We start from the raw sequence: 22,819 nt of genomic DNA on the forward strand, positions 1-22,819 counted from the left end.
GTCTGATACCTCCGAGCGACGCCGGGTTAGGGTTCGCGCCATGTCTGCAACCTCCCTCGGAGCCGCGAGCGCAGCGCCCGCAGGTGACCCCGCGGCGGACGGGATGAACACCTCCCGGCGCGTCGCGCTGATCGACGGCATCCGGGGGGTGGCGATCGTCCTCGTCGTGCTGTCGCACGGCTGGGTCGTGTGGCCGATCGAGCGGATCGACGAGACGGCCTGGATCCGCCCGCTGTTCCGCAGCGGCAACTTCGCGGTCACGGTGTTCCTGGTCGCCGCCGGCTACCTCGCCTACGTCTCGCTCGCCTCCCGCGGACTCGAGCACGCCCGCCCCGGCGTCACCCTCGTACGTCGCGTCCTGCGGGTCGGCCCGTCCCTCTGGCTCCTCCTCGCCGCAGTCCTCGTCGTGTCGACGCTCGACAGCACCGACGAGACGACCTCGGGCGACAACGTCGACTCGGTGTGGCACGTGCTGACCTACACGTGGAACTGGTACGTCCAGGGCAACCTGGTCACCTCGCGGCCCGACTTCGGGCACCTCTGGTACCTCTCGGTCGACATGCAGGCGTTCGTGGTCATGGCGGCCGTCCTCTACATGATGCGGCGCCGCCCGGTCGGCGTGCTGTTCGTCCTTGGCGGCCTGCTCCTCCTCCTGACCTGGTGGCGCTTCCACGTCACCGACACCGAGTTCGTCTTCCAGGTCCTGGTGCGCACGACGGCCCGCATGGACCCCTTCGTGGTGGGCGTGATGCTGGGTGCCGCGCTCCCCCTCGTACGACGCCTGGACGTCCCGCAGTGGGCGGTGCGCTGGACCGCGACGGCCACGCTCGTGGCACTGGTCCCGCTCGCCTACTACTGCTCGCGCGACGAGCGCTTCCTGGCGTGGGGCGTCACCCTCCTCGAGCTCGACCTCGCGCTGCTGTTCGGCGCCACCGCGATGCTCGTGCGCGCGCCACGGCCGATCACCGTCATGAGCGCGCGCCCGCTGGCGTTCCTCGGACGGCACTCGCTCCTCCTCTACATCTGGCACTACCCCGTCTTCACCTTCCTCGCGCGGCACACCGAGGACTGGGGCTGGGTCCCCCGCACCCTCGTCGCGCTCCTGCTCACCGTCGTGGTCTCGCTGCTGGCCCACCGGATCGTCGAGCGCCGGGCGACCGAGCTGCTGCGCCACCCGGCCTGGGCCGAGGTGCAGCGCAAGGGGCTCGTCGGCTACCTGCCCGGCCTGGTCGACGCCAACGTGAGACGCGCCTTCGCCGCCCAGCACCGGGAGCGCCCCTCCGCATGAACCCACCCACGGCAGACGTCGTCACCGAAGATCCCACGTCTCGCGCCGGCACCCGCCGCGCCCCGTCCGGGCGCCGCCGCCGGCCGGCGGTGCCCACGCTCATCCTGGCCGTGTGCCTGGTGGCCTACGGGGCGTGGCTGGTCCACTCCGCCAGCGGGATGTGGTTCTGGATCGACGACTACGAGTTCCTCATCCACCGCGGCACGATCCCCGGGCTGGACCACGGACTGTTCGAGCCGCACAACGGCCACTGGTCGACCATGGTCGTCCTCGTCTACCGCGTGCTCTTCGCGGCGTTCGGGATGACGACCTACGTGCCCTACGTCCTCGTCACCATCGTCATCCACCTCGCGATCGCTGCGCTGCTCTACACGTTGCTGTGCCGCGAGGGCGCCAACCGGTGGGCCGCGCTGCTGGCGAGCTGGTTCGTCGTGTTCATCCCGATCGGCTTCGACAACATCCTGTGGGACGCCGCGATGAACAACACCGGCGCGCTCCTCTTCGGCTTCCTCGCCGTGCTGGCGCTATCCCGCGCGGGGTTCTCGAACCGCTCCGTCGCGATGGCCTGGGCGCTGCTCGTCGTCGCGCTGATGTTCTCGGGGACCGGCGTGTCGGCCGTGGTCCTCGCCGCCGCCTTCGCCGGCGTGTCCCGCGGCCCGCTGGTCGGGCTCAAGGTCGCCTCCGTGCCGGCGGCCGTCTTCGTGGTGTGGTTCCTCGCGGAAGGACGCCACGCCAACAGCCTCGAGTGGTCGCTCACGCAGGTCCCGCAGTTCGTGTGGACCGGCCTGACCGGCACGCTCGGGAAGGTCATCGGTGTCGAGACAGCGGGCCCGGTGCTGTTCGTGTGCCTGCTGGCCGCGCTGCTGACCGACCGCCACGGGCCCGAGGACGTACGCCACCTGGCGTGGGCCGGCCTGCTCGCCGCGACCACGCAGCTCTTCCTCGAGGCGCTGACGCGCGGCTTCCTCGGCGCGGACCTCGCCAACTCGGGTCGTTACGCCTACTTCACCGTCGTGCTGCTCACCCCGGCGTTCGGGCTGCTGATCAACCGGATCTGGCACGTCGCCGTCGAGCCACGCTGGGTGGTGGCGGTGATCGCCGTGGTCCTCGCGGCCGGCCACCTGACCCACTCCCTGGGTGCCCTCAGCACCTTCGCCGAGGGCTGGCGCGGGGTGACGAGCGAGACGCGCGGGTTCGTCCTCGCGACCAGCGAGAACGTCGCCGACGGGCAGCTCGTGGTCGCGCCGGAGCTCACCGGCCCCTACGAGTTCATCGACGTCGAGGCCCTCGGGCGCGAGGACGTACGCCGACGGCTGCCCGACATCGAGGTCAGCGCGGAGGACCGGCTCCGGTCGGAGACCGAGCTCAACATCGGGGTCTCGCCCGACACCTACGAGCTGTTCCGTCCCGTCCTGCTCGACCTCACCAGCGGGTGGAAGGAACGCGAGGCCGCCCTCGGCCCCGGGTGCCAGGCCTACACCGCGACCCGGGACGACCCGCTGATCCAGATCGCCACCCAGGACGGCACCGAGATCGGCATCACCAGCGAGGCCACCCAGGTCGTCACGGTGCTCCAGCGCGACGACGTCCAGGGTCCGGTGCGCATCTGGGGCGTGCGTCCCGGCGCCATCCACATCGCCGTGACGGCCCGCGACGCGGTCCTCAAGATCAGCTTCAACGCCGGGGGCGAGTACACGATCTGCAAGCAGTGACCCCCGCACGCGAACGGCCCCCGAGCAGCTGCTCGGGGGCCGTCGTCGTGCCGGGGACCGGTTGCGGCTACTTCTTGCGACGCAGCCGGTCGACCGAGTGCAGGACCTTGTGCGCGAGCTCGTCGGAGATGCCAAGCCGACGCTTCACCCGGTCGTAGACGTCGAGCACGGTGCGGTCGGCGGCGATGGCCGCCTTCTTCGCGCGGGTCTCCTCGGGGCGGGCCTGGTAGTTGGTCGACTTGCGGACCGGGGCCGCCTCCTCCGTGAAGTAGTACATCGCGAGCGAGCGGCGCGCCATGTCGGGCGGACAGGTGAGGCCGTCGGGGTGGCCGTGGAAGGAGTCCTCCGACGTGGTGAACACCAGCATGCGGTTGCCGGCGGGGGTCACCCTGCCCTGGCAGGCGGTCATCTCGGGGTCCCAGAGCTCGAGCTTGCCGCCCCAGTCGTCGTGCCACTCCTCGTTGAGGTAGAGCAGGATGTTGACCCGACGGGCCCAGTTCTCGTGGGTGTGGTGGGTGGTGAAGTCGGCGTGGATGTTGAGGTGACCGCCGCGCAGCGTCTGGTGCAGGCCACCGCCGTCCATGGTGTAGTCCGGGATGAGGTTCGAGATGCCGGTGAGCTGCTCGAGGTAGGAGACGAACTCCGGCGAGCAGAACTCCTGCGCGATCGCCTGGAGGCTCGGCGCCCACGTGTCGGGGTAGACGTTGCAGTACTTGGTCTCGTTGACGTGGAGGTAGCCCTTCCAGAACTCGTCCTTGATCCCGGGGAAGTCGCGCACGGCTGCGGCGAACGCCTCGGGGTGGAGCACGTCGTCGAGGACGATGTGCGGGAAGGGCTGGGCAGAGCGGTAGGCCTCGGACGACGCGGCGAGGTCGGCGTTCAGCCGCGTCTGGTCGACGAGCTTCAGGGCGGTCTCCATGGCGCGCATCATGCCACCAGAGGTGGCACGACGGACCGGGTTGGACCACATTTGTGGTCCACCTTCGTGACGTTCCGGCGCAAAACCTACTGGCGGGTTAGACTCGCCCGGTTCTCCGCTGGTGACGTCCGTCACCGCACCATGAGGACGTGTCTGGAGGGAGAGCCGTGCAGTCGACCGACGTGTCCACGGGGCTGCCCGCCGGCCGGCGCGAGCCGCGGGTGGGCGTGCTCGTCGTGGCCTACAACGCCGCGTCCACGCTGGAGAAGACGCTCAACCGGCTCCCGCAGTCGTTCGTCGACACCGTCGACCACGTCATGGTGTGCGACGACGCCAGCGCCGACGACACCTACGAGATCGGGCTGCGCTTCCGCGACACCGCCCGCTTCCCGATCACCGTGGTCAAGCACGAGCGCAACCTCGGCTACGGCGGCAACCAGAAGGCCGGCTACCGGTGGGCACTCGAGCACGGGCTCGACGTGGTGGTGCTGCTGCACGGCGACGGCCAGTACGCCCCGGAGTGCATCGAGGACCTCGTCGCCCCGCTGGTCAGCGGTGAGGCAGACGCGGTGTTCGGCTCGCGGATGCTCGACAAGGGTGGCGCGCGCGCCGGCGGCATGCCGGCCTACAAGTACGTCGGCAACAAGATCCTCACCCGGTTCCAGAACACCCTGACCGGCCAGCGGCTCTCGGAGTGGCACTCCGGCTACCGCGCCTACCGCACAGATGCGCTCGCCGACCTCGACCTGGCGGCATACAGCGACGACTTCGACTTCGACACCGAGATCATCCTCGGCCTGATCCGCGCGAGGAAGCGGATCGTCGAGGTCCCCATCCCCACCTACTACGGCGACGAGATCTGCTACGTCAACGGCGTGAAGTACGCCCGCGACGTCGCCGGCGACGTGGTCCGGCACTGGGCCACCGAGCACGGCTTCGGCGGCGGCGTGCAGTCCCTGGAGTCCGACGAGTACGCCCTCAAGGACGAGTACGGCTCCCACGCGGTCCTGCTGGAGTGGCTCGCCCGCCACGAGCCCGGGCGAGTGCTCGACGCCGGCTGCTACGACGGCCGGTTCGCCCAGCGGGCCCGGGTGCTGGGGCACCACGTCACCGGCCTGGACCGGCAGAAGCACGAGGGGGTGGCCGAGCGGGTCGACGAGTTCATCGAGGCCGACCTCAACCTGCCGCTCCCCCACAACCTCGACGCCCAGTACGACGTCGTGGTCGCCGGCGACATCCTGGAGCACGTCGTCGAGCCGCACCTGCTGCTCACGGACCTGGCGGCCAAGGTGCGCCCCGGCGGCGAGCTGCTCGTCTCCGTCCCCAACTTCGGCCACTGGTACCCCCGCGGACGGATCGCGGTCGGCAAGTTCGACTACGACCAGCGCGGGCCGCTCGACCGCGGCCACATCCGCTTCTTCACCCGCGACATGATCGAGCGGCTGCTGGCCGACTGCGGCCTGTCCGTGCTCGAGACCCGCATCGTGGGCACCCCGTTCAACACCTTCGCCGACTCGTCCCAGGACAACCTGGGCGGGCGCGTGGTGCGTCGCATCGAGCGCACGGACCGCGGCCTGGTCCGCGCCTGGCCGCGGCTGTTCGGCTATCAGTTCCTTTACCGACTGGAAGTGGCGTGACCTCGACCGTCCTGACCCGTTCCACCTCCGCACCGACCCCGCCCCAGCCGGACCGCCAGGCCCGCATCCGTCTCGTCGCCACCACCACCGGCCTCCTCGTCGGCGGCCTGGGCTACTTCCTGACGCTGCTGAACTACTCGACCGACATCGGTCGTACGGCGCTCGGCGGTGGCTACTTCTCCAACTTCTTCGACGACCAGATGCGGGCCATCCTCGACGGCCACCTCGACATGGACCCGGAGTCGCTGGCGATCGAGGGCTTCGTGCACGACGGGAAGACCTACACCTACTTCCCACCGTTCCCGGCGCTCCTGCGGCTCCCGATCCTGCTGACGACCCGCGAGTTCGACTACCAGCTCACGCTGCTGTCGATGGCGGTCGCCTGGATCGTCCTCGCGGTGATGTCCACCAAGCTGATCTGGCTGCTGCTGGACCACCTGGTCGAGGGCGAGCTCACCTGGCGCTCCGGCACGCTGGCGGGGATCTTCGTCGCGGGGGCCACCGGCGGCACGTTCCTCACCTACGACGCCAGCCTGCCGTGGGTCTACCACGAGGTTTACACGTGGGCCGTGGCCGCTGCGGTCGGCGGCCTCTACTGGATGGTGCGCACCTGTCTCGCGCCCTCCACGCACACCGTCTTCTGGCTCGGCGTCTTCGCCCTCGTCACCGTCGGCTGCCGGACCACCGAGGGGTGGGCCATCTGCCTGGGCACGATCGGGCTGGCCCTGCTCATGCGGTTCCGCCCGTTCTCGCCCGAGCACCGCACGCTGTGGTGGCGCACCCTCGCGGCGGGCGTGGGCCCGCTGGCCGCCTCGATCGCGCTCAACCTCTACAAGTTTGACGCGATCTACATGTTCCCGCTCAAGGACCAGGTGTGGACCCAGGTCAACGCCCAGCGCCAGGCGGCGCTCGAGGCCAACGGCGGCACCCTGAGCGGACCGCAGTTCTTCACGACGTCCTTCATGGCCTACCTGCGTCCCGACGGGATCCGCTTCACCGAGTACTTCCCCTGGATCACGCTGCCCGCGTCGCCGGCGAAGGCCTACCACGGTGCGTTCGTCGACCAGGCCTACCGCACCGGCAGCGTCACCAGCTTCATGTGGCTGTTCCTCCTGCTGATGGCCCTGGCGGTCGTCGTCGCCTTCTGGCCGCGGCGTGACGCCACGGTCGCCCGGCTGCGGATCCCGCTCGTGGCCAGCGTGCTGTGCACCGGCGGCGTGATGACCTACGGCTACTACTCGACCCGCTACGCCAGCGACTTCGTGCCGGCGATGGTCCTCGGCGGCGCGATCGGCACCGCGCTGCTCGCCCGGTTCGTCGCGCGGCGCCGCCGCTGGACGGTCCCGGTCACCGGCTTCCTCGCCGTCGGCGTCGTCTTCGCGATCGTGGCCCAGATGGCGATCGGCCTGTTCATGGCCGCCTCGCTCCACCGCGGCGAGCCGCTGCAGCGCTACGTCGCCTGGCAGGCCGACCTCTCCCCCGACGCCCAGCGCGGGCTGATCAGCCGCATCGACGGGCTGCCCGAAGGGGGCGAGACCGACGACCTGGCGATCCGCGGGGACTGCGAGGCGCTCTACCTCCACACCGGTGACCAGTACGAGCCGTGGGTTCCCGTCGAGGAGCGCGACCGGGTCTGGAGGTTCGAGGTCACGGGTGAGCTGGTCCCGGGCAAGGTCAAGATCCTCGACATCTCCGGCGCTCAGCGGCAGTCGGTGTGGCTCGACGTGCGCGAGGACCGCCTGGTCCGGGCGATCCTCTACAAGGGTGGCGAGTCCAGGAGGGGCGACCTGTTCGAGATCCCCACGGACGGCGGCTTCGCCCTCGGCATCCGCAACCTCCTCGACGTGGGCTACTTCCAGATCGAGACGACGCCGGGCGGCCCGTTCGGGTACACCGAGTCGGTCTACTTCGACGACGACTGGAACTCGGTCCCGGCGCAGGCCGAGGACGCCTACGCCGACTCCGAGCTCGCGTCCCACGGCTTGTCCGTGACCCGGGAGTTCGGCCTGCCGATCCCGCTGTGCGAGCGCCTGGCCGAGGACGCCGGGTCGGCCGCCAGCGGGAGCTGACGTGCGGATCGCCTTCCTCTCCTGGCGGGACACCACCCACCCGGACGGGGGCGGCTCTGAAGTCTTCGTCGAGTCGGTCGGGCGCGAGCTGGTCCGTCGCGGCCACGACGTCACGCTCCTCTGCGCACGCCACCCCGGGGCGGCGCGGCGCGAGGTGCGCGACGGCGTACGCCTGCGGCGGCTCGGTGGCCGCCTGACCGTCTACCTGTGGGGCCTCGCGTGGCTCGTGCGGCACCGGCGCGACGTCGACGTGGTCGTCGACGTGGTCAACGGGCTGCCCTTCGCCTCCCCGCTCGTACGCCGCCACGGCGTGGTCGCGCTCGTCCACCACGTCCACGCCGAGCAGTGGCGCATCATCTACCCCGGCCTTGCGGGACGACTCGGCTGGTTCGTCGAGAGCCGGGTCGTGCCGCTCCTCTACCGCGGGCGTCCGTTCCTCACGGTGTCCGACGCCTCGGCGCGCGACCTGGCCCGGATCGGCGTCGACCCGCACAGGATCACGGTCGTGCGCAACGGGCTCGCCACGGCGCCCCCGGACGTCGTACCGGCAAAGTCACCGGCCCCGAGGCTCGCGGTGCTCTCCCGGCTGGTGCCCCACAAGCAGATCGAGCACGCCTTCACCGTCGTGCGACGCCTCGAGCACGACCTGCCGGACCTGCACCTCGACGTCGTCGGCGACGGGTGGTGGCACGACGAGCTCGTCGCCGCGGCGGCCGCCGAGGGCGTGAGCGACCGGGTGAGCTTCCACGGCCACGTCAGCGACGCCCGGCGCGACGAGCTGGTCGGCCGCGCCTGGCTCATGCTGATGCCGTCGGTCAAGGAGGGGTGGTGCCTGGCGATCACCGAGTCGGGCGCGCAGGCCACCCCGAGCGTCGCCTACGCCAGCGCGGGCGGTGTCACCGAGTCGATCCGCGACGGGGAGACCGGCCGGCTGGTCGCCGACCTCGACGAGATGGTCGAGGTCGTGCGCGAGCTCGTGCACGACCAGGCGCGCCGACGGGCCATGGGCGCCGCGGCGCGCGACTTCGCCGCCTCCCTCACGTGGGAGGCCTGCGCCCAGAAGGCGGAGACGGTGCTCCGGTCAGCCGGAGCACGAGGGGATCAGTCGCCGTAGACGAGGATCTGCTGGCTGGCAGGGTTCTTGTCGGGCGTCGTGGTCTGGCTGTAGACCAGGCCGCCGAGGAGGCTGCCGGCGAGGAGCGCACCCACGGCCGTCGGGACCACGATGCTGGTGACGATGCCACCCAGCGCCGACCCGCCACCTGCTGCGTTGCTGCCCGTGCTGCTCACTGACATCTCCCTCTGACGAAGTTACCGAGCGTTAGGTTACATCAACTGGCGGTTCGCGTCGCGTTCTCGACGAGGCGGGGGTCCGTGTCGGCCCGATGTCCCCTTCCCGGTCGACCTGCGGCGCGGGCGAGGACCGCAGCCCCGGCGACGGCGAGGGCGAGCAGGTGCGCCGCCCACACCGCCACGCGCCGTCCGTCCGAGTCCGGGGCAGGTCGCGATGCGGCACCCGGCACCCGGTAGACCTCGACGTCGTCACCCCGGAGGACCGGCTCGAGGCCGGCCAGGTCGAGCTGCGCGGCTTCCCGGTCGTCGGGGTAGACCACGACCCAGGCCACGCCCAGGGCCGGCAGGGACTCCGCCGGTGGCCCGGTCTCCAGTGCCGCGCCGATCCGCGCCGCGAGGGTGCTCTCCCCCGGCACCAGCACGGCTCCGACCTGCAGGGAGTCGCTGGTGACCACGTCTGCGTCGAACATGCGGATCGCCGGGTCGGACGACGTCATCCCGCGGTGGCCCCAGGAGAACGCGCGGTAGGACCGCCACGGCAGCGTCACCACCACGCCGTCCTCGCCCGCGAGGACGTCCGCTGCGCGGTCGAGGTCGCCGGGGAGGGCCACCGGCTCGACGGTGCGCCACGTCTCGGTGGTGGCGTCCGGCAGGAGGAGCACCGGGACCACGGCCAGCACGAGCACGGCGAGACCGTGGGCGTCGGTGCCGGCGAGCGCGCGGCTCATGCGGGACGCGCAGGCACCGAACCCCGCGGCGGCGAGCACGACGACGGGCGCGAGCAGCTTCTGGGTGTCGCGCAGCAGTCCGGCACCCGGCACGGTGCCGACCAGCCACACCATCACCTCCTCGCCCCAGGAGGTCGCGGCGAGGACCGCGGTGCCGCCCAGCACGGCGGCGAGCAGCACCCAGCGGAGGGTGTCGCCGGTCCCCCAGGCGCGGCGCAGCAGCACCACCCCGGCGACGAGCACGACCACCACCACGACGGCGGCGACCAGGGCGGGCCACGTGGTCCGCGTGGCCGGCTCCGAGCCGGCGTCCCAGATCCCCCCGAGGCCCAGCAGCGCTACGACCGGGCCGAGGGGCGAGCCGGTGTCCGGCGCGAAGACCGAGACCCCGGAGGTGTCCGACACGCGGGCCCCGGGTCCGGTGAGGGCGGCGACGACCCACGGTGCCTGCAACGCCAGCCCAGCCGCCACGACCACTCCCGTGCGCCGCAGGTGCGGCGCGCACGCCGCGACGAGCCCGGCGAGGGCGAGGAGGCCGCCGGTCGGTGTCAGCGAGGCCAGCGCGGCCCAGGCGATCGCCGCCGCGAGGTCGACGCGCCGGCCGGACCGCCGGTAGCGCATGCCCGCCGCGACCAGCCACGGCAGCGCCGCCAGTCCGAGCAGGAGGGCCCACTGGCCGAGCGCGAGCCGCTCGACGACGTACGCGTTCCAGACCGCGAAGCCCGACCCCGCCAGCTGGGCCGTGCGGCCGGCCGGCGCGAGCAGGGCGGCGACCCCCCAGCCGAGCACGGCGAGGGTCAGCGGGAGCACGACGCGGGCCAGCACTCCCCCGTCGACGACGTGCGTCAGCGCCGCGACCACCGAGTCGAGCGGGACCGCGCGCGGCGCGACGTCCCCGAGCCCCCACGTCGCATCCGTGAAAGGCTGGCGTGGCACGAAGACCAGGTCGCGCGCGAGCGGGTGCCCCGGGCGCACCATCAGGGGCGCCACCAGGACGAGGGCCAGGACCGGCGGCCAGAGCAGCACGACGCCGTCGCGCCAGGTGCGGGCGATCGGCGACGGGGCGGCCGGTCTGCGCAACTTCCCTGCCGGCACCACCGGGCCAGCCTATGCTGTGGCCGATCCAGACACCGCCGTTCCACGACGCTCCACGAGGACTTCCGTGCCAGACCCGACCGAGCCGGTCCTCGCCTTCGAGGACGCGTGGCGGCTCGCCGACCGGGTCGACGGGTGGCTCACCGAGGACCAGGCGCGCACGCTGTACGACGCGGCCCGTGCCGCCGCGCCCGGACGCGTGGTCGAGGTCGGGAGCCACCTGGGACGCTCGACGATCGTGCTGGCGGCCAGCGGCGCCGCCGTGACGGCCGTGGACCCGTTCCCCGACGACTGGAGGTACGGGCGGCCCGACACCGAGCGTCGCCTCCGCGCCCACCTCGCGGACGCCGGTCTCGCCGATCGCGTCGACGTGCACGTCGCCACCAGCCACGACGCGCGGACGTCGTGGTCCGGGGAGGTGCGCATGGTCTACGTCGACGGCAAGCACGACATGTGGTCGTGCCTCGACGACCTGCGCTGGAGCGCGTTCCTCCGACCGGGAGACGTGGTGCTCGTCCACGACGCCTTCTCCTCGCTCGGCGTCACCCTCGCCGTCCTGCGCGACGCCCTGACCACCGACCACCACGTCTACACCGGCCGCACCGGCTCCCTCGCCCGCTTCGAGGTCGGCCGGCCCATGGTCGCCGACCGTCTCCGCGTGGCACGGGAGCTGCCGTGGTTCGCCCGCAACCTGCTGGTCAAGGTGCTGCTGCGCCTGCGCGCCCGACCGCTCGCGCGGCTGCTCGGCCACACCGACACCGCCGACCCCTACTGACCGGGGCCCGCTCAGCATGGACCTTCGTGAACCTAGGATCTCCGACGTGACGGCAGCGAGCAGCGCGCGCACCCGGCGCGGCTTCGACGGCAGCGCGGTCGCCGTGGCCACCAGCGTGATGAACATCGCGACCTACGGCTTCACCATGCTCGCCGCACGCATCATCGGTCCGTCGCAGTACGGCGCCTTCGTCGCGTGCCTGAGCCTGCTGATCGTGGTCCAGGTCGTGGCGCTCGGCCTCCAGGCCACCGCGGCGCGCCGGATCGCGGTCGACCAGGGCAACGTCGCCTCGATCGAGCGCGCCATCCTCGCGCTCACCACGAAGGTCTCCCTCGCCGTCGGGCTCGTGCTGTGCCTCCTCGTGCCGGTGATCGACGCGCTGCTCAACCTCGACAGCCTCCTCACCGCCGCCGTGGTCGCCATCGCGGCGGTGCCGCTGACCCTGGCCGGCGGGCAGGCCGGCATCCTCCAGGGTGAGCGTCGCTGGGGTGCCCTCGCCGTGTTCTACCTCGCCGGCGGCATCCCCCGGCTGGTCGTCGGGACCGCGATGATCCTGTGGCGCCCCGACGCCACCAACGCCATCCTCGGCGTCGGCCTCGGCTACTTGTTCCCGCTGCTGGTCGGGTGGTGGGCGCTGCGGCACCGTCGTACGCCTGAGGCGGACGCGCCCGAGCACTCCGCCCGCTCGATGCTCGTCGAGAGCGCGCACAACGCGCAGGTCCTGTTCGCCTACTTCGCGCTGTCCAGCGTGGACATCGTGCTCGCCCGGCAGGTGCTCGACGAGCACGACGCGGGCCTCTACGCCGCGGGGCTGATCATGGCGAAGGTGATGCTGTTCCTGCCGCAGTTCGTCGTCGTCATCGCGTTCCCCGACATGGCCACGCCGGAGAGCCGACGCCGCGCCCTGGTGCGCAGCCTGACGGTCGTCGCCGTGCTGGGCGCCGTGGTGGTCATCGCCGCGCAGGTCCTCTCCGACGTCGCGATGGTCTTCGTCGGCGGGTCGGACTTCGACGAGGTCGAGCGGCTGCTGTGGGTGTTCGCGGTGCTCGGCACGGTGCTGGCCATGCTGCAGCTCCAGGTGTACGCCGTCCTGGCCCGGCAGGGCCGTCGTACGGTCGTGCTGGTCTGGGGTGCGCTCGCAGCGGTGGTCGTGCTCGGCTCGCGCATGCACACCCTCGACGGGCTCGTCACGGTCGTCGTGGCGGTCGACGCCGCCCTGCTCGCGGTGCTGACGATCGTCAGCCTGCACATCGCCAAGCGCGCCGAGCCCGCCCCGGTCGCTCCCGAACCCGTCGCCTGAGCCCGCCGGCCCCGGATCAGTGGGCCGCGTCGTGCCAGCTGCGCCCCGAGCCGACGGAGACGTCGAGCGGGACCAGCAGGTCGGCCGCGCCGCCCATCTCCGCGCGCACCAGCGCGGCCAGCGCGTCGGCCTCGCCCGGCGCGACCTCGAAGACGAGCTCGTCGTGGACCTGCAGCAGCATCCGCGAGCGCAGCCCCTGCTCGGCCAGCGCCCGCTCGACGCCGAGCATGGCGACCTTGACCAGGTCGGCGGCCGAGCCCTGGATCGGCGCGTTGAGCGCCATCCGCTCCGCGGTCTCCCGGCGCTGGCGGTTGTCGCTGGTGAGGTCGGGGAGGTAGCGCCGGCGACCCAGGATCGTCTCGGTGAACCCCGAGCGCCGGGCCTCGTCGACGATGCCGCCGAGGTAGTCGCGCACGCCGCCGAAGGTCTGGAAGTACTCGTCCATCAGGCCGCGGGCCTCGGAGGTGTCGATGCGCAGCTGCTGGGAGAGACCGAACGCCGAGAGGCCGTAGGCGAGGCCGTAGTTCATCGCCTTGATCTTGGCGCGCTGCTCGGTGCTCACCTCCGCGGCGTCGACGCCGAACACCCGCGCGGCGGTGATCGAGTGGAAGTCCTGGCCGGACTTGAAGGCCTCGATCAGCAGGGCGTCCTCGGAGAGGTGCGCCATGATCCGCATCTCCACCTGGCTGTAGTCGGCCGTCATCAGCGACTCGAACCCCTCGCCCACCACGAAGCCCGCCCGGATCCGTCGTCCGGCCTCGGTGCGGATCGGGATGTTCTGGAGGTTGGGGTCGGTGCTGGAAAGGCGTCCGGTCGCAGCGATGATCTGGTTGTAGGTGGTGTGGATCCGCCCGTCGGAGGCGACGGTCTTCAGCAGCCCCTCCACGGTCTGGCGCAGGCGGATCACGTCGCGGTGGCGCAGGAGGTGCTGGAGGAACGGGTGCTCGGTCTTCTCGAAGAGCTGCTGCAGCGAGTCGGCGTCGGTGGTGTAGCCGGTCTTGGTGCGCTTGGTCTTCGGCATGTCGAGCTCCTCGAAGAGCACGACCTGCAGCTGCTTGGGCGAGCCGAGGTTGATCTCCTTGCCGATCACGTCGTAGGCGTCGTTGGCGGCCGTGCGGACCTGGTCGCCGAACTCGGACTCGAGACCCTCGAGGTAGTCGATGTCGACCGCGATGCCCGTCTGCTCCATCCGCACGAGGGTGCCGATCAGCGGCAGCTCCACCTCGCGCAGCAGCTGGGTGCCGCCGTGCTCCTCGACGGCGCCGTCGAGGGCGTCGGCGAGGTCGAGGACCGCGCGCGCGGCGAGCATGGCGCTGTCGCTGCCCGAGGTGTCGTCGATCGCGTCGAAGCTGAGCTGGTCGGCGTCGGTGGTGTCCTGGCGCAGCTCGCGCTTGAGGTACCGGAGGGTGAGGTCGGCCAGGTCGTAGGAGCGCTGGTCGGGCTGGACGAGGTACGCCGCGAGGGCGGTGTCGACCTCGAGGCCGCCGAGCGACCAGCCACGGGCTGCCAGGGCGAGGCTCGGGCCGTTGGCGTCGTGGACCGCCTTGGGCCGGTCGGGGTCGACGAGCCACGCCGCGAGGGCCGCGTCGTCGTCGGGCCCGAGGTCGGTGCAGTCGACGAACGCGGCCTCGCCGCTGCCGGTGGCGATCGCGACGGAGTGGACGTCGCCGGTGCCGGCACGCCAGGTGCCACCGATGGCGACACCCACGCGGCGCCCCTCCGGCGCGTGCTCGGCGAGCCAGGCGGCCACCTCGCCGGCGGCGAGCCGACGCCCGTCGAGCTCGAAGCCGGACTCCGCCTCCAGGGTGTCGGCGGGGTCGGGGTCGATCGTGTCGAGGAGGCGGGTGCGGAGCTCGCCGCGGAACTCCAGCTCGTCGAGGAGCTCCAGTCCCGCGGTGCGGTCCCACGTCTGGCGCGCCAGGTCGCCCGGACCCACCGGCAGCGTGAGGTCGCGCACGAGCGCGTTGAGCTGCCGGTTGCGGATCACGTCGCCGAGGTGCGCGCGCAGCGCCTCGCCCTTCTTGCCCGTGACCTCGTCGGCGCGGGCGATGACGTTGTCGAGGCCGTCGAACTGGTTGATCCACTTCGCGGCGTAGCCCTGGCCCACGCCGGGCACGCCGGGGAGGTTGTCGGAGGTCTCGCCGACGATGGCCGCGAGCTCGGGGTAGCGGTGCGGGGGGACGCCGTACTTCGCCTCGACCGCGGCGGGGGTGAGGCGGGCGAGCTCGCTGACGCCGCGCATGGTGTAGAGCACGGTGGAGTCGTCGGTGACGAGCTGGATGGAGTCGCGGTCGCCCGTCATGATCAGCACCTGCATGCCCTGGTCGAGCGCCTGGGTGGTCAGGGTCGCGATGATGTCGTCGGCCTCGTAGCCCTCCATCGAGAGGTGCTGGATCCGCAGCGCGTCGAGCACACGGCGGATCAGGGGCAGCTGGCTGCCGAACTCGTCGGGGGTCTTGTTGCGCTTGGCCTTGTAGTCGGAGTACTGCTCGAGCCGGAAGGTCTGGCGCGACTTGTCGAAGGCCACCGCGACGTGGGTGGGCACCTCGTCGCGGAGCACGTTGACCAGCATCGAGGTGAAGCCGTAGACCGCGTTGGTGTGCTGGCCCGACGCCGTCGCGAAGTTCTCCACCGGGAGCGCGAAGAAGGCGCGGTAGGCCAGGGAATGCCCGTCCAGCAGCAGGAGGCGGGGGCGCTCGGTCTCACTCGTCTCAGGCACGTCCGCGACTCTAGTCGTCGCGACCGACAGCCGTGGCGGGGGTGAGCGGCCGGCCGGGCGCAGGGGTCCGACACAATGACCGCATGAGCGAGACCCCCCACTCCCTGGCCGACCTGAGCATCGAGGACTTCCTCGCCTACATGCCCCAGGGCATGGGACGGCTCAACGAGAAGATGGGCATCGAGCTCGTCGAGATCTCCGCCGAGCGGATCGTCGCGACGATGCCGGTCGAGGGCAACACCCAGCCGTTCGGGCTGCTCCACGGCGGGGCCAGCGTGGTCCTCGCCGAGACGCTCGGGTCCATCGGCTCGGCGATCCACGCCTACCCCGCCAAGGTCGCCGTCGGGGTGGACATCAACGCGACCCACCACCGCTCGGCCACGTCGGGCACGATCACCGGCGTGGCCACGGCGGTCCACCTCGGCCGCTCGTCCACGTCCTACGAGGTCGTGCTGAGCGACGAGCGGAGCAAGCGGGTGTGCACCTCGCGCATCACCTGTGCGCTGGTGGAGATGCCGCAGCGCTGACGCCCCGCGGGGGCCCCGGTCAGCCGGGGGTCAGCCGGGGACGCGCTCGCCGCGTCGTACGCGCCGCGCGGCGAGCACGCGGTCGATGCGCTGCTTGCTGGTGGCGGCCGGCGTGACCTGGCGCGCCTTCGGCAGCCGTGCGCGTACGGCGCTGGTCGTGGCCGCCCGCAGCATCGCCTGCGGCGCGAACGACAACCGCGCCATGAAGCGGTTGGCGTCGCGCGCCTCGGCCGCGGCCGCGGTCTGGACGTGGGCGATGCCGTGCTGGTCGGCGAACCGGCACGCCACCTCCATCAGCGCGCTGCCCACGCCCTTGCGACGGAACTGCGGGAACACGTGGGGCGAGACGGCGAGCACGGCGGGCTCGAGGTTGAGCGGGGTGAACGTCGTCGCCTCGAGGTAGACCGCGCCGGCCACCTCACCGTCGATCTCGGCCACCGCCACGCACTGGTCCTCGCGCTCGCGCGCCATCGCCACCACGCGGGCCACGTCACCGAGCTGCTCGTCGAGCCCGCCCTTGCGGAGGATGTCGCTCCACAGCTCACGCAGCGACGGGACATCCGTCGGCTCTGCAGCACGAACGGTCACCGGCGTCCGACTCATCGACCCACCCATTTCCAGTTGCACCCACAGTGGCCCCCTGCCGAGGAGTCCGGCACCACCACACCGGACGAGACCCTACCGCCGGCAGTCCGATCAGGCTACGCCGAGGTAGGCCTCTCGCACTGAAGGATCGTCGAGAAGCTCCGCGCCGGTGCCCGTCTTGACGATGCGTCCCGTCTCCAGGACGTAGGCGCGGTCGCTGCGCGAGAGCGCCTGCTTGGCGTTCTGCTCCACGACCAGGATGGTGGTGCCCTGCTGGGCGATCTCGGTGATGATGTCGAAGATCTGCTGGATCAGCATGGGCGCCAGGCCCATCGACGGCTCGTCGAGCATCAACAGCTTCGGCCGCGACATCAGGGCCCGCCCGATGGCCAGCATCTGCTGCTCGCCACCCGACATGGTGCCTGCGACCTGCTTCTTGCGCTCGAGGAGCCGCGGGAAGAGGCTGAAGACCCGGTCGTAGTCCTCGTCGATCGCCGCCTTGTCCTTGCGGGTGTAGGCGCCCATGTTGAGGTTCTCGGTGACCGTCATGCCCGGGAAGATGCCGCGGCCCTCGGGGCACAGGACCAGGCCCTTGCGCAGGCGCTGGTCGGCGCGGAGCTTCGTGACGTCCTCGCCGTTGAACACCACGGAGCCCGAGGACAGGCCGCGGACACCCGAGAGCGCACGCATCGTCGAGGTCTTGCCGGCACCGTTGGCGCCGATCAGCGAGACGACCTCGCCCTCGGCGACCTCCACGCTGATGTTGTGGAGCGCCTCGATCTTGCCGTAGCTGAGCACGGCGTCCTTCATCTCAAGCAGCATCGTCGGGTTCTCCCAGGTAGGCGGCGATGACCTTCGGGTCGCGGGCAACCTCTGCAGGGCTGCCCTCGGCAATCTTCTGCCCGAACTCGAGGACGACGATCCGGTCGGTGACGCCGAGGACCAGTTTCATGTCGTGCTCGATGACCAGGACCGTGTGCCCGAGGTCGCGGATCCGGCGGATGAGACCCATCAGGTCCTCCTTTTCCGCCGGGTTGAAGCCGGCTGCCGGCTCGTCGAGGCAGATCAGCTCGGGCTCGGTGGCCAGGGCCCGAGCGATCTCCAGACGACGCTGGTAGCCGTAGGGGAGGTTGCGCGCGAGCTCGTGCGCCCGGTCGGCGATGCCGACGAACCGGAGCAGCTGCATCGAGCGCCGGCGACCGGCGCGCTCCTCCAGGGTGTGGCGGCTGATGCCGAACACCTTGGCGAAGCTGCGGCGGATGCCACTGTCCGGCAGCTCGTCCTCGGTGGGACGCACGCGGTAGGCACGGAAGAGCGCACCGAGCACGCTGGTCTTGTGGCGCGCGTCGCAGCCGACCATGACGTTCTCGAGCGCCGACATCTCCGGGAAGAGCCGGATGTTCTGGAACGTCCGGGCGATGCCGAGCTGGTTGATCTTGTGCGACTTCTGGCCGGCGATCTCCTGGCCCTTGAACCGGATGGTGCCCTCGGTCGGGGTGTAGACCCCGGTCATCGCGTTGAAGCACGTCGTCTTGCCGGCGCCATTGGGGCCGATCAGCCCCAGGATCTCTCCGCGACGGATCTCGAAGTTGACGTCGTCGAGGGCCACGACGCCACCGAAGCGCAGGGTGACGTGGTCGACCTCCAGCAGGACGTCACCCACCGCTCCCGACGTCTCGAGGGTGATCTCGTCGTGGTTCGAGGTGTCCGGAAGGGCCTCGACGCCCTGGTCGTGCGTGGTCTGCTCAGACATCGGCAGCAGCCTCCTCGGCCTCGTGTCGTCGATCCTCGAACTCTCGTGCTCTGCGCCTGCTCGGCACCAGGCCCTGCGGCCGCAGCACCATGACGAGGACGAGAGCCACACCGAAGGCGAACGGTCGCCACTCCTGCAGCTCGCGGAACCGCTCCGGGAGGTAGGTGAGCAGGAAGGCGCCGACGAGCACGCCGACGACGTTGCCCGAGCCGCCGATGACGACCATGGCCACGAAGAGGAACGAGAGGTTGAGCATGAACGCGTTGGGCTCGACGTACTGCTGCTTGCTGCCGAACAGCAGGCCGGCGAAGCCGCCGACCGACGCACCGATCGCGAACGCCCACAGCTTGAACTTGAAGCCGGCGACGCCCATGACGGCAGCGGCATCCTCGTCCTCGCGGATTGCCAGCCAGGCACGACCGACGCGGCTGTTCTCCAGGCGCAGGGTCAGCCAGATGATGAGGAGGAGGATGACGAGCGCCAGCCAGTACCAGCGCTCGGCGTCGATCGTGTTGAAGAACGACCGCCCGTCGATCTCGGGTCCCGGCGGGGTGGGCACCTGGGTGATACCGGCGGCGCCGCCCGTCACGTTGTCGAGGTTGCGCGCGGTGATGCGGATGATCTCGCCGAAGCCGAGCGTCACGATCGCGAGGTAGTCACCGCGCAGCCGCAGCGTGGGGGCACCCAGAATGACGCCGGCGATCAGCGACATCGTGATCGCGATCGGGATGCAGATCGCGAACGGGACGGCCCACTCCTCGGAGAGTCCGAAGCGCGACTGCAGCGCCTCCACGACGGGCGAGGACGGCGAGCCGAAGAGGGCCACCGAGTACGCACCGAGGGCGTAGAAGCCGACGTAGCCGAGGTCGAGCAGGCCGGCCAGGCCGATCACGACGTTGAGCCCGACCGCGACGATCATGTAGACGACGATCAGGAACAGCACGCTCGCCCAGTCCGAGCCGGTCGGGTTGAGGTCGGTGCGGATGTACGCGAACGGCAGGATGTTGAGGTACGGCAGGTAGAACGCGAACGCGACGACCAGCAGCAACAGCCCGTACTTGAGCCACTTGGGGGCGCGGTCCCAGCGGTTGCCGATCTGGAGCCCGCGGTAGGAGTCGAGGATCTGGCTCATGCGCGTGCCTTTCCGAGGGACTCACCGAGCAACCCGGTGGGCCGGAACATCAGGACGAGGACGAGCACGATGAATGCGGTCACGTCGGTCCAGCTGGAGTCCCAGACCTGGGAGGCGTAGACCTCGACGACGCCGAGGAGGAGACCGCCGACCAGCGCGCCGCGCAGGTTGCCGATGCCTCCGAGGACGGCCGCCGTGAACGCCTTGATGCCGATGATGAACCCGATGTCGAACTTGGTGATGTCGTACTGGATGGTGAACAGCAGTGCCGCGACGCCGGCCATGGCACCACCGAGGACGAAGACCAGCATGATGACGCGGTCCTGGTTGACACCCATGAGGGACGCGGTGTCGGGGTCCTGCGCGACGGCGCGGACGCCGCGACCGAGGCGGCTCTTGTTCACGAAGGTGTCGAGCGCGACCATCATCACGATGGCGCCGACGATGATCAGCAGCCGGGTGTTGGTGACCGGGAGGTCGATGCCCGGGATGGTGAAGACCACGCTGGTCTCCAGCACGGAGGGCACGTTGGCGGTCACACGGCCGAACGGCGGGCCGAAGAAGGCCCGCAGCACCTGGCCGAAGGTCTCGACCAGGACGATCGAGCAGCCGATGCCGGTGATGAGGAAGATCAGGGGCGGAGCGCCCTTCTTGCGCAGCGGTCGGTAGGCGATCCGCTCGACGGCCAGCGCGGTGCCGGCCGAGGCCAGCATCGCCGCGATCAGCGCGAGCAGCGTGGCCCCGATGACCATGCCGAGGCCGGAGCCGGCGGTGGCACCGATCACGGTGTAGGTGCCCAGGACCGTCCAGGTGCCCACCATGAACACCTCGGAGTGGGCGAAGTTGATCAGCTTCATCACGCCGTACACCATCGTGTAGCCGAGCGCGACGAGCGCGTAGATGGATCCGCGGGTGATGCCGTCGAGCGTGTGACGGTCCAACCCGTTGATCAGGGCATCGAAGTCCACTCAGGGCCCTCCAAGGTCGTGGCCCTCATCGGGCCATGGAGCGGGGGCGGCCGAGTTCCGGCCGCCCCCGCGGTGTCATGCGTCGTGCCTCGATCAGCCCTCGGGCTTGACCTCGACCTCGGGGACGAGCGTGCCGCCCTCGTTCTTGTAGGCCCAGTAGGAGACGTTCTCGGCCGGGACGTCGCCGGCGTCGTCGAAGGCGATCTCCTTGCTGAGGCCGTCGCCCTCGTAGCCGTTGATGAACTCGAGGACCTCCTCGCGGGTGCGCGCGCCGTCGTCGAGCGCGGCGAGGAAGACGGTCATCGCGTCGTAGCCCTCGGCGGCGTAGGCGCCGGGAGCGGAGCCGAACTGCTCCTCGAAGTCGGCAGCGAAGGTGCTGTCCTCCTCGATCGGGGCGCAGGGGCACATCACGACAGCACCCTCGCCGGCTGCGCCGACGGCGTTGCCGAAGTCGGCACCGTAGAGGCCGTCACCACCGACGAACGGGGCGTCGATGCCCGCGTCGCGGATCTGCTTGAGCAGCGGGGCCGCCTCGGCGATGTAGCCGCCGTAGAAGATCGCGTCGGGGTTGGCCGACTCCATCTTGGAGATGGTCGGCGCGAAGTCGGTCTGGCCGACCTGGGTCTTGTCGCGCTGCACCATCGCCTTGCCGAGGGTCTCCTCGACGCGGTCGGCCAGCGGCTCGCCGTAGGCCTCGGAGTTGTCGACCACGAACACCTTGGAGGCGCCGACCTCGTCGGTGAGGTACTTGGCGATCGCCGCACCCTGGTAGTCGTCGTAGGGAACGAGACGGTGGAAGACCTCGACGGGCTCGTCCTGCGTCAGGTCGGTCGCGGTGGCCGACTGGCTGATCATCGGGACGCCGCCGTCCTGATAGATCGTCTTGGTCGCGCGGGTCTCGCCCGAGAACGCGCCACCGATGACGCCGATGAACGACTCGTCGCCGGCGATCTGGGTCGCGACCGGGGTCGCCTTGGCCGGGTCGCCCTCGGTGTCGAAGCGCTCGAGCGTCACCTCGCACTCGTCGTTGTCCCACTGCTCCAGCGCGAGCTCCGCACCGTCGACCGACGGGAGCACGATGCTCGCGTTGGCGCCGGACAGGGCCCCCATCGCGCCGATCTTGAAGTTGCAGTCCTCGCCGGACGCGTCGCCGCCGCCACCATCGGTGTCGGTGGTTCCGCACGCGCTGAGCACCAGACCGGCAGCCGCCGCCACGGCGACAGCGTGCCACGTCTTGGATGAGCGGATCATGGATCCCTCCGTTGTTCTATGGCTCTTGGGCTGACCACCTCGGCAGCCTCGTGGCGGGAACCTAACATCATGGATGTGGCGCGGGACACGATTGTGCGCCGGGTTTCGACGGCCGTTGTCGTTTCGTGACCAAGCGGTCTGTACCGGAAACAGCACCGAAACATCCGGTGTCATCAACGGTTTCCACGGTCGCCGGGGCCGCGGGCCGCCAGATCTGCGGCGAGGCGGCTCCCCGACGCCCGAGGTCGGCCGACGTCAGCCGTCGCTGGCGTCGCCGCCCGTCGCGCCGGCGCCGGGGCCGAGCCCCGCCACGCCGTGCTCGACCACGCCGTCGGCGACCTGCTTCATCGACAGCCGCAGGTCCATCGCGGTCTTCTGGATCCACCGGAACGCGTCGGGCTCGCTCAGGCCGAGCTTCTCCTGCAGCACGCTCTTGGCCCGGTCGACCGCCTTGCGGGTGGCCAGGGACTCCTGGAGGTCGGAGACCTCGCGCTCGAGGACGGTGATCTCGGCGAAGCGGCTCACGGCCATCTCGATGGCCGGCACGAGGTCGCCGCGCTGGAACGGCTTGACCAGGTACGCCATCGCCCCGGCGTCGCGCGCTCGGGCGACGAGGTCGCGCTGGGAGAAGGCGGTGAGGATGACGACAGGTGCGATCCGCTCCCCCGCGATGACCTCGGCGGCAGCGATGCCGTCGAGCACCGGCATCTTCACGTCGAGGATCACCAGGTCGGGCCGCAGGTCGCGCGCGAGCTCGATGGCCCTCTGGCCGTCGCCGGCCTGGCCCACGACGTCGTACCCCTCCTCGCCCAGCATCTCGGCGAGGTCCATGCGGATGAGCGCCTCGTCCTCGGCGATCACCACGCGGCGTACGTCGTCGGGAGCGGTGCTGTCGTCGGCTCGGTCGGGGGCGGGCTGCGTCACGACGGCAAGGCTAGTTCGGCTACGGTGTGCCCACCTAGCCGGGTTGGCGGAATGGCAGACGCGGTGGTCTCAAACACCACTGCCCGCAAGGGCGTGTGGGTTCGACTCCCACACCCGGCACGGTGTCGGTGGTCTCAGGCACGC

19 protein-coding genes and 1 tRNA gene are annotated in these 22,819 nt (G+C 70.9%); 9 read left to right on the forward strand and 11 right to left on the reverse strand.

The features are described 5' to 3' along the window. Nucleotides 1–40 precede the first annotated feature (40 nt). Together Q9S36_RS41325 and Q9S36_RS41330 are read left to right on the forward strand one after the other, a co-directional pair. Nucleotides 41–1,288: an acyltransferase gene (locus Q9S36_RS41325; protein ID WP_311290577.1), complete on the forward strand. Its 1,248-nt coding sequence runs from the start codon at nt 41–43 to the stop codon at nt 1,286–1,288. Continuing rightward, the gene (locus Q9S36_RS41330) at nt 1,285–3,000 is read left to right on the forward strand and encodes a hypothetical protein (protein WP_311290578.1); all 1,716 of its coding nucleotides are present in this window, start codon (nt 1,285–1,287) and stop codon (nt 2,998–3,000) included. Before Q9S36_RS41325 ends, Q9S36_RS41330 begins: the two co-directional genes overlap by 4 nt. A 67-nt stretch (nt 3,001–3,067) precedes the next feature. Here Q9S36_RS41330 and Q9S36_RS41335 read toward each other — a convergent pair whose 3' ends face one another. Next, a complete protein-coding gene (locus Q9S36_RS41335; protein WP_311290579.1) occupies nt 3,068–3,919 on the reverse strand; it encodes a 2OG-Fe(II) oxygenase in 852 nt (283 codons plus the stop codon). Between the two features lie 149 nt (nt 3,920–4,068). Between Q9S36_RS41335 and Q9S36_RS41340 the strand changes: the two genes are divergently transcribed. The 3 genes from Q9S36_RS41340 to Q9S36_RS41350 are packed head-to-tail and all read left to right on the forward strand — an operon-like array spanning nt 4,069 to nt 8,739. Next, entirely contained in the window at nt 4,069–5,556 is a 1,488-nt protein-coding gene (locus Q9S36_RS41340) for a bifunctional glycosyltransferase/class I SAM-dependent methyltransferase (RefSeq protein WP_311290580.1), read from the forward strand. Continuing rightward, complete coding sequence (locus Q9S36_RS41345) at nt 5,553–7,625, forward strand: hypothetical protein (protein WP_311290581.1); 2,073 nt, start codon at nt 5,553–5,555, stop codon at nt 7,623–7,625. Before Q9S36_RS41340 ends, Q9S36_RS41345 begins: the two co-directional genes overlap by 4 nt. Before the next feature lies 1 nt (nt 7,626). Beyond that, on the forward strand, nt 7,627–8,739 hold the full coding sequence (locus Q9S36_RS41350) for a glycosyltransferase family 4 protein (RefSeq protein WP_311290582.1): 1,113 nt from the start codon (nt 7,627–7,629) through the stop codon (nt 8,737–8,739). Here the strand turns inward: Q9S36_RS41350 and Q9S36_RS41355 are convergent. Both Q9S36_RS41355 and Q9S36_RS41360 read right to left on the reverse strand, forming a co-directional pair. After that, entirely contained in the window at nt 8,727–8,915 is a 189-nt protein-coding gene (locus Q9S36_RS41355) for a hypothetical protein (protein WP_311290583.1), read from the reverse strand. The genes Q9S36_RS41350 and Q9S36_RS41355 overlap by 13 nt on opposite strands. A gap of 41 nt (nt 8,916–8,956) precedes the next feature. Then, a complete protein-coding gene (locus Q9S36_RS41360) occupies nt 8,957–10,744 on the reverse strand; it encodes a hypothetical protein (RefSeq protein WP_311290585.1) in 1,788 nt (595 codons plus the stop codon). Nucleotides 10,745–10,808: 64 nt separating this feature from the next. On the opposite strand from Q9S36_RS41360, the gene Q9S36_RS41365 reads away from it, so the two are divergent. After that, entirely contained in the window at nt 10,809–11,516 is a 708-nt protein-coding gene (locus Q9S36_RS41365; protein ID WP_311290586.1) for a class I SAM-dependent methyltransferase, read from the forward strand. Nucleotides 11,517–11,562: 46 nt separating this feature from the next. Then, entirely contained in the window at nt 11,563–12,816 is a 1,254-nt protein-coding gene (locus Q9S36_RS41370; RefSeq protein ID WP_311290587.1) for an oligosaccharide flippase family protein, read from the forward strand. A gap of 16 nt (nt 12,817–12,832) precedes the next feature. Here Q9S36_RS41370 and polA read toward each other — a convergent pair whose 3' ends face one another. Beyond that, complete coding sequence (polA, locus tag Q9S36_RS41375) at nt 12,833–15,535, reverse strand: DNA polymerase I (RefSeq protein WP_311290588.1); 2,703 nt, start codon at nt 15,533–15,535, stop codon at nt 12,833–12,835. Between the two features lie 140 nt (nt 15,536–15,675). On the opposite strand from polA, the gene Q9S36_RS41380 reads away from it, so the two are divergent. Further along, entirely contained in the window at nt 15,676–16,062 is a 387-nt protein-coding gene (locus Q9S36_RS41380; RefSeq protein WP_311290610.1) for a hotdog fold thioesterase, read from the forward strand. 30 nt (nt 16,063–16,092) lie between these two features. Here the strand turns inward: Q9S36_RS41380 and Q9S36_RS41385 are convergent, their stop codons facing one another. The 7 genes from Q9S36_RS41385 to Q9S36_RS41415 all read right to left on the reverse strand — a co-directional run bounded on the left by Q9S36_RS41385 (nt 16,093) and on the right by Q9S36_RS41415 (nt 22,582). Next, nucleotides 16,093–16,650, reverse strand: a complete 558-nt coding sequence (locus tag Q9S36_RS41385) for a GNAT family N-acetyltransferase (protein WP_311290589.1) — start codon at nt 16,648–16,650, stop codon at nt 16,093–16,095. A 108-nt stretch (nt 16,651–16,758) separates the two neighbouring features. Continuing rightward, nucleotides 16,759–17,469 carry an ABC transporter ATP-binding protein gene (locus Q9S36_RS41390; RefSeq protein WP_311290590.1) on the reverse strand — a complete coding sequence of 237 codons (711 nt, stop codon included), beginning with the start codon at nt 17,467–17,469 and terminating at the stop codon, nt 16,759–16,761. Continuing rightward, nucleotides 17,459–18,400: an ABC transporter ATP-binding protein gene (locus Q9S36_RS41395; RefSeq protein WP_311290591.1), complete on the reverse strand. Its 942-nt coding sequence runs from the start codon at nt 18,398–18,400 to the stop codon at nt 17,459–17,461. Before Q9S36_RS41395 ends, Q9S36_RS41390 begins: the two co-directional genes overlap by 11 nt. Next, a complete protein-coding gene (locus Q9S36_RS41400; protein ID WP_311290592.1) occupies nt 18,393–19,532 on the reverse strand; it encodes a branched-chain amino acid ABC transporter permease in 1,140 nt (379 codons plus the stop codon). Before Q9S36_RS41400 ends, Q9S36_RS41395 begins: the two co-directional genes overlap by 8 nt. After that, nucleotides 19,529–20,500 carry a branched-chain amino acid ABC transporter permease gene (locus Q9S36_RS41405; RefSeq protein WP_311290593.1) on the reverse strand — a complete coding sequence of 324 codons (972 nt, stop codon included), beginning with the start codon at nt 20,498–20,500 and terminating at the stop codon, nt 19,529–19,531. The genes Q9S36_RS41400 and Q9S36_RS41405 overlap by 4 nt, the downstream gene beginning before the upstream one ends. 93 nt (nt 20,501–20,593) lie before the next feature. Beyond that, a complete protein-coding gene (locus Q9S36_RS41410; protein WP_311290594.1) occupies nt 20,594–21,751 on the reverse strand; it encodes a branched-chain amino acid ABC transporter substrate-binding protein in 1,158 nt (385 codons plus the stop codon). Between the two features lie 255 nt (nt 21,752–22,006). Further along, entirely contained in the window at nt 22,007–22,582 is a 576-nt protein-coding gene (locus tag Q9S36_RS41415) for an ANTAR domain-containing response regulator (RefSeq protein ID WP_396653949.1), read from the reverse strand. 130 nt (nt 22,583–22,712) lie between these two features. Here Q9S36_RS41415 and Q9S36_RS41420 point away from each other — a divergent pair. After that, nucleotides 22,713–22,795: transfer RNA gene (locus Q9S36_RS41420), tRNA-Leu, on the forward strand. Nucleotides 22,796–22,819: the final 24 nt, after the last annotated feature.

Source organism: Microbacterium sp. ARD31 (assembly GCF_031844425.1).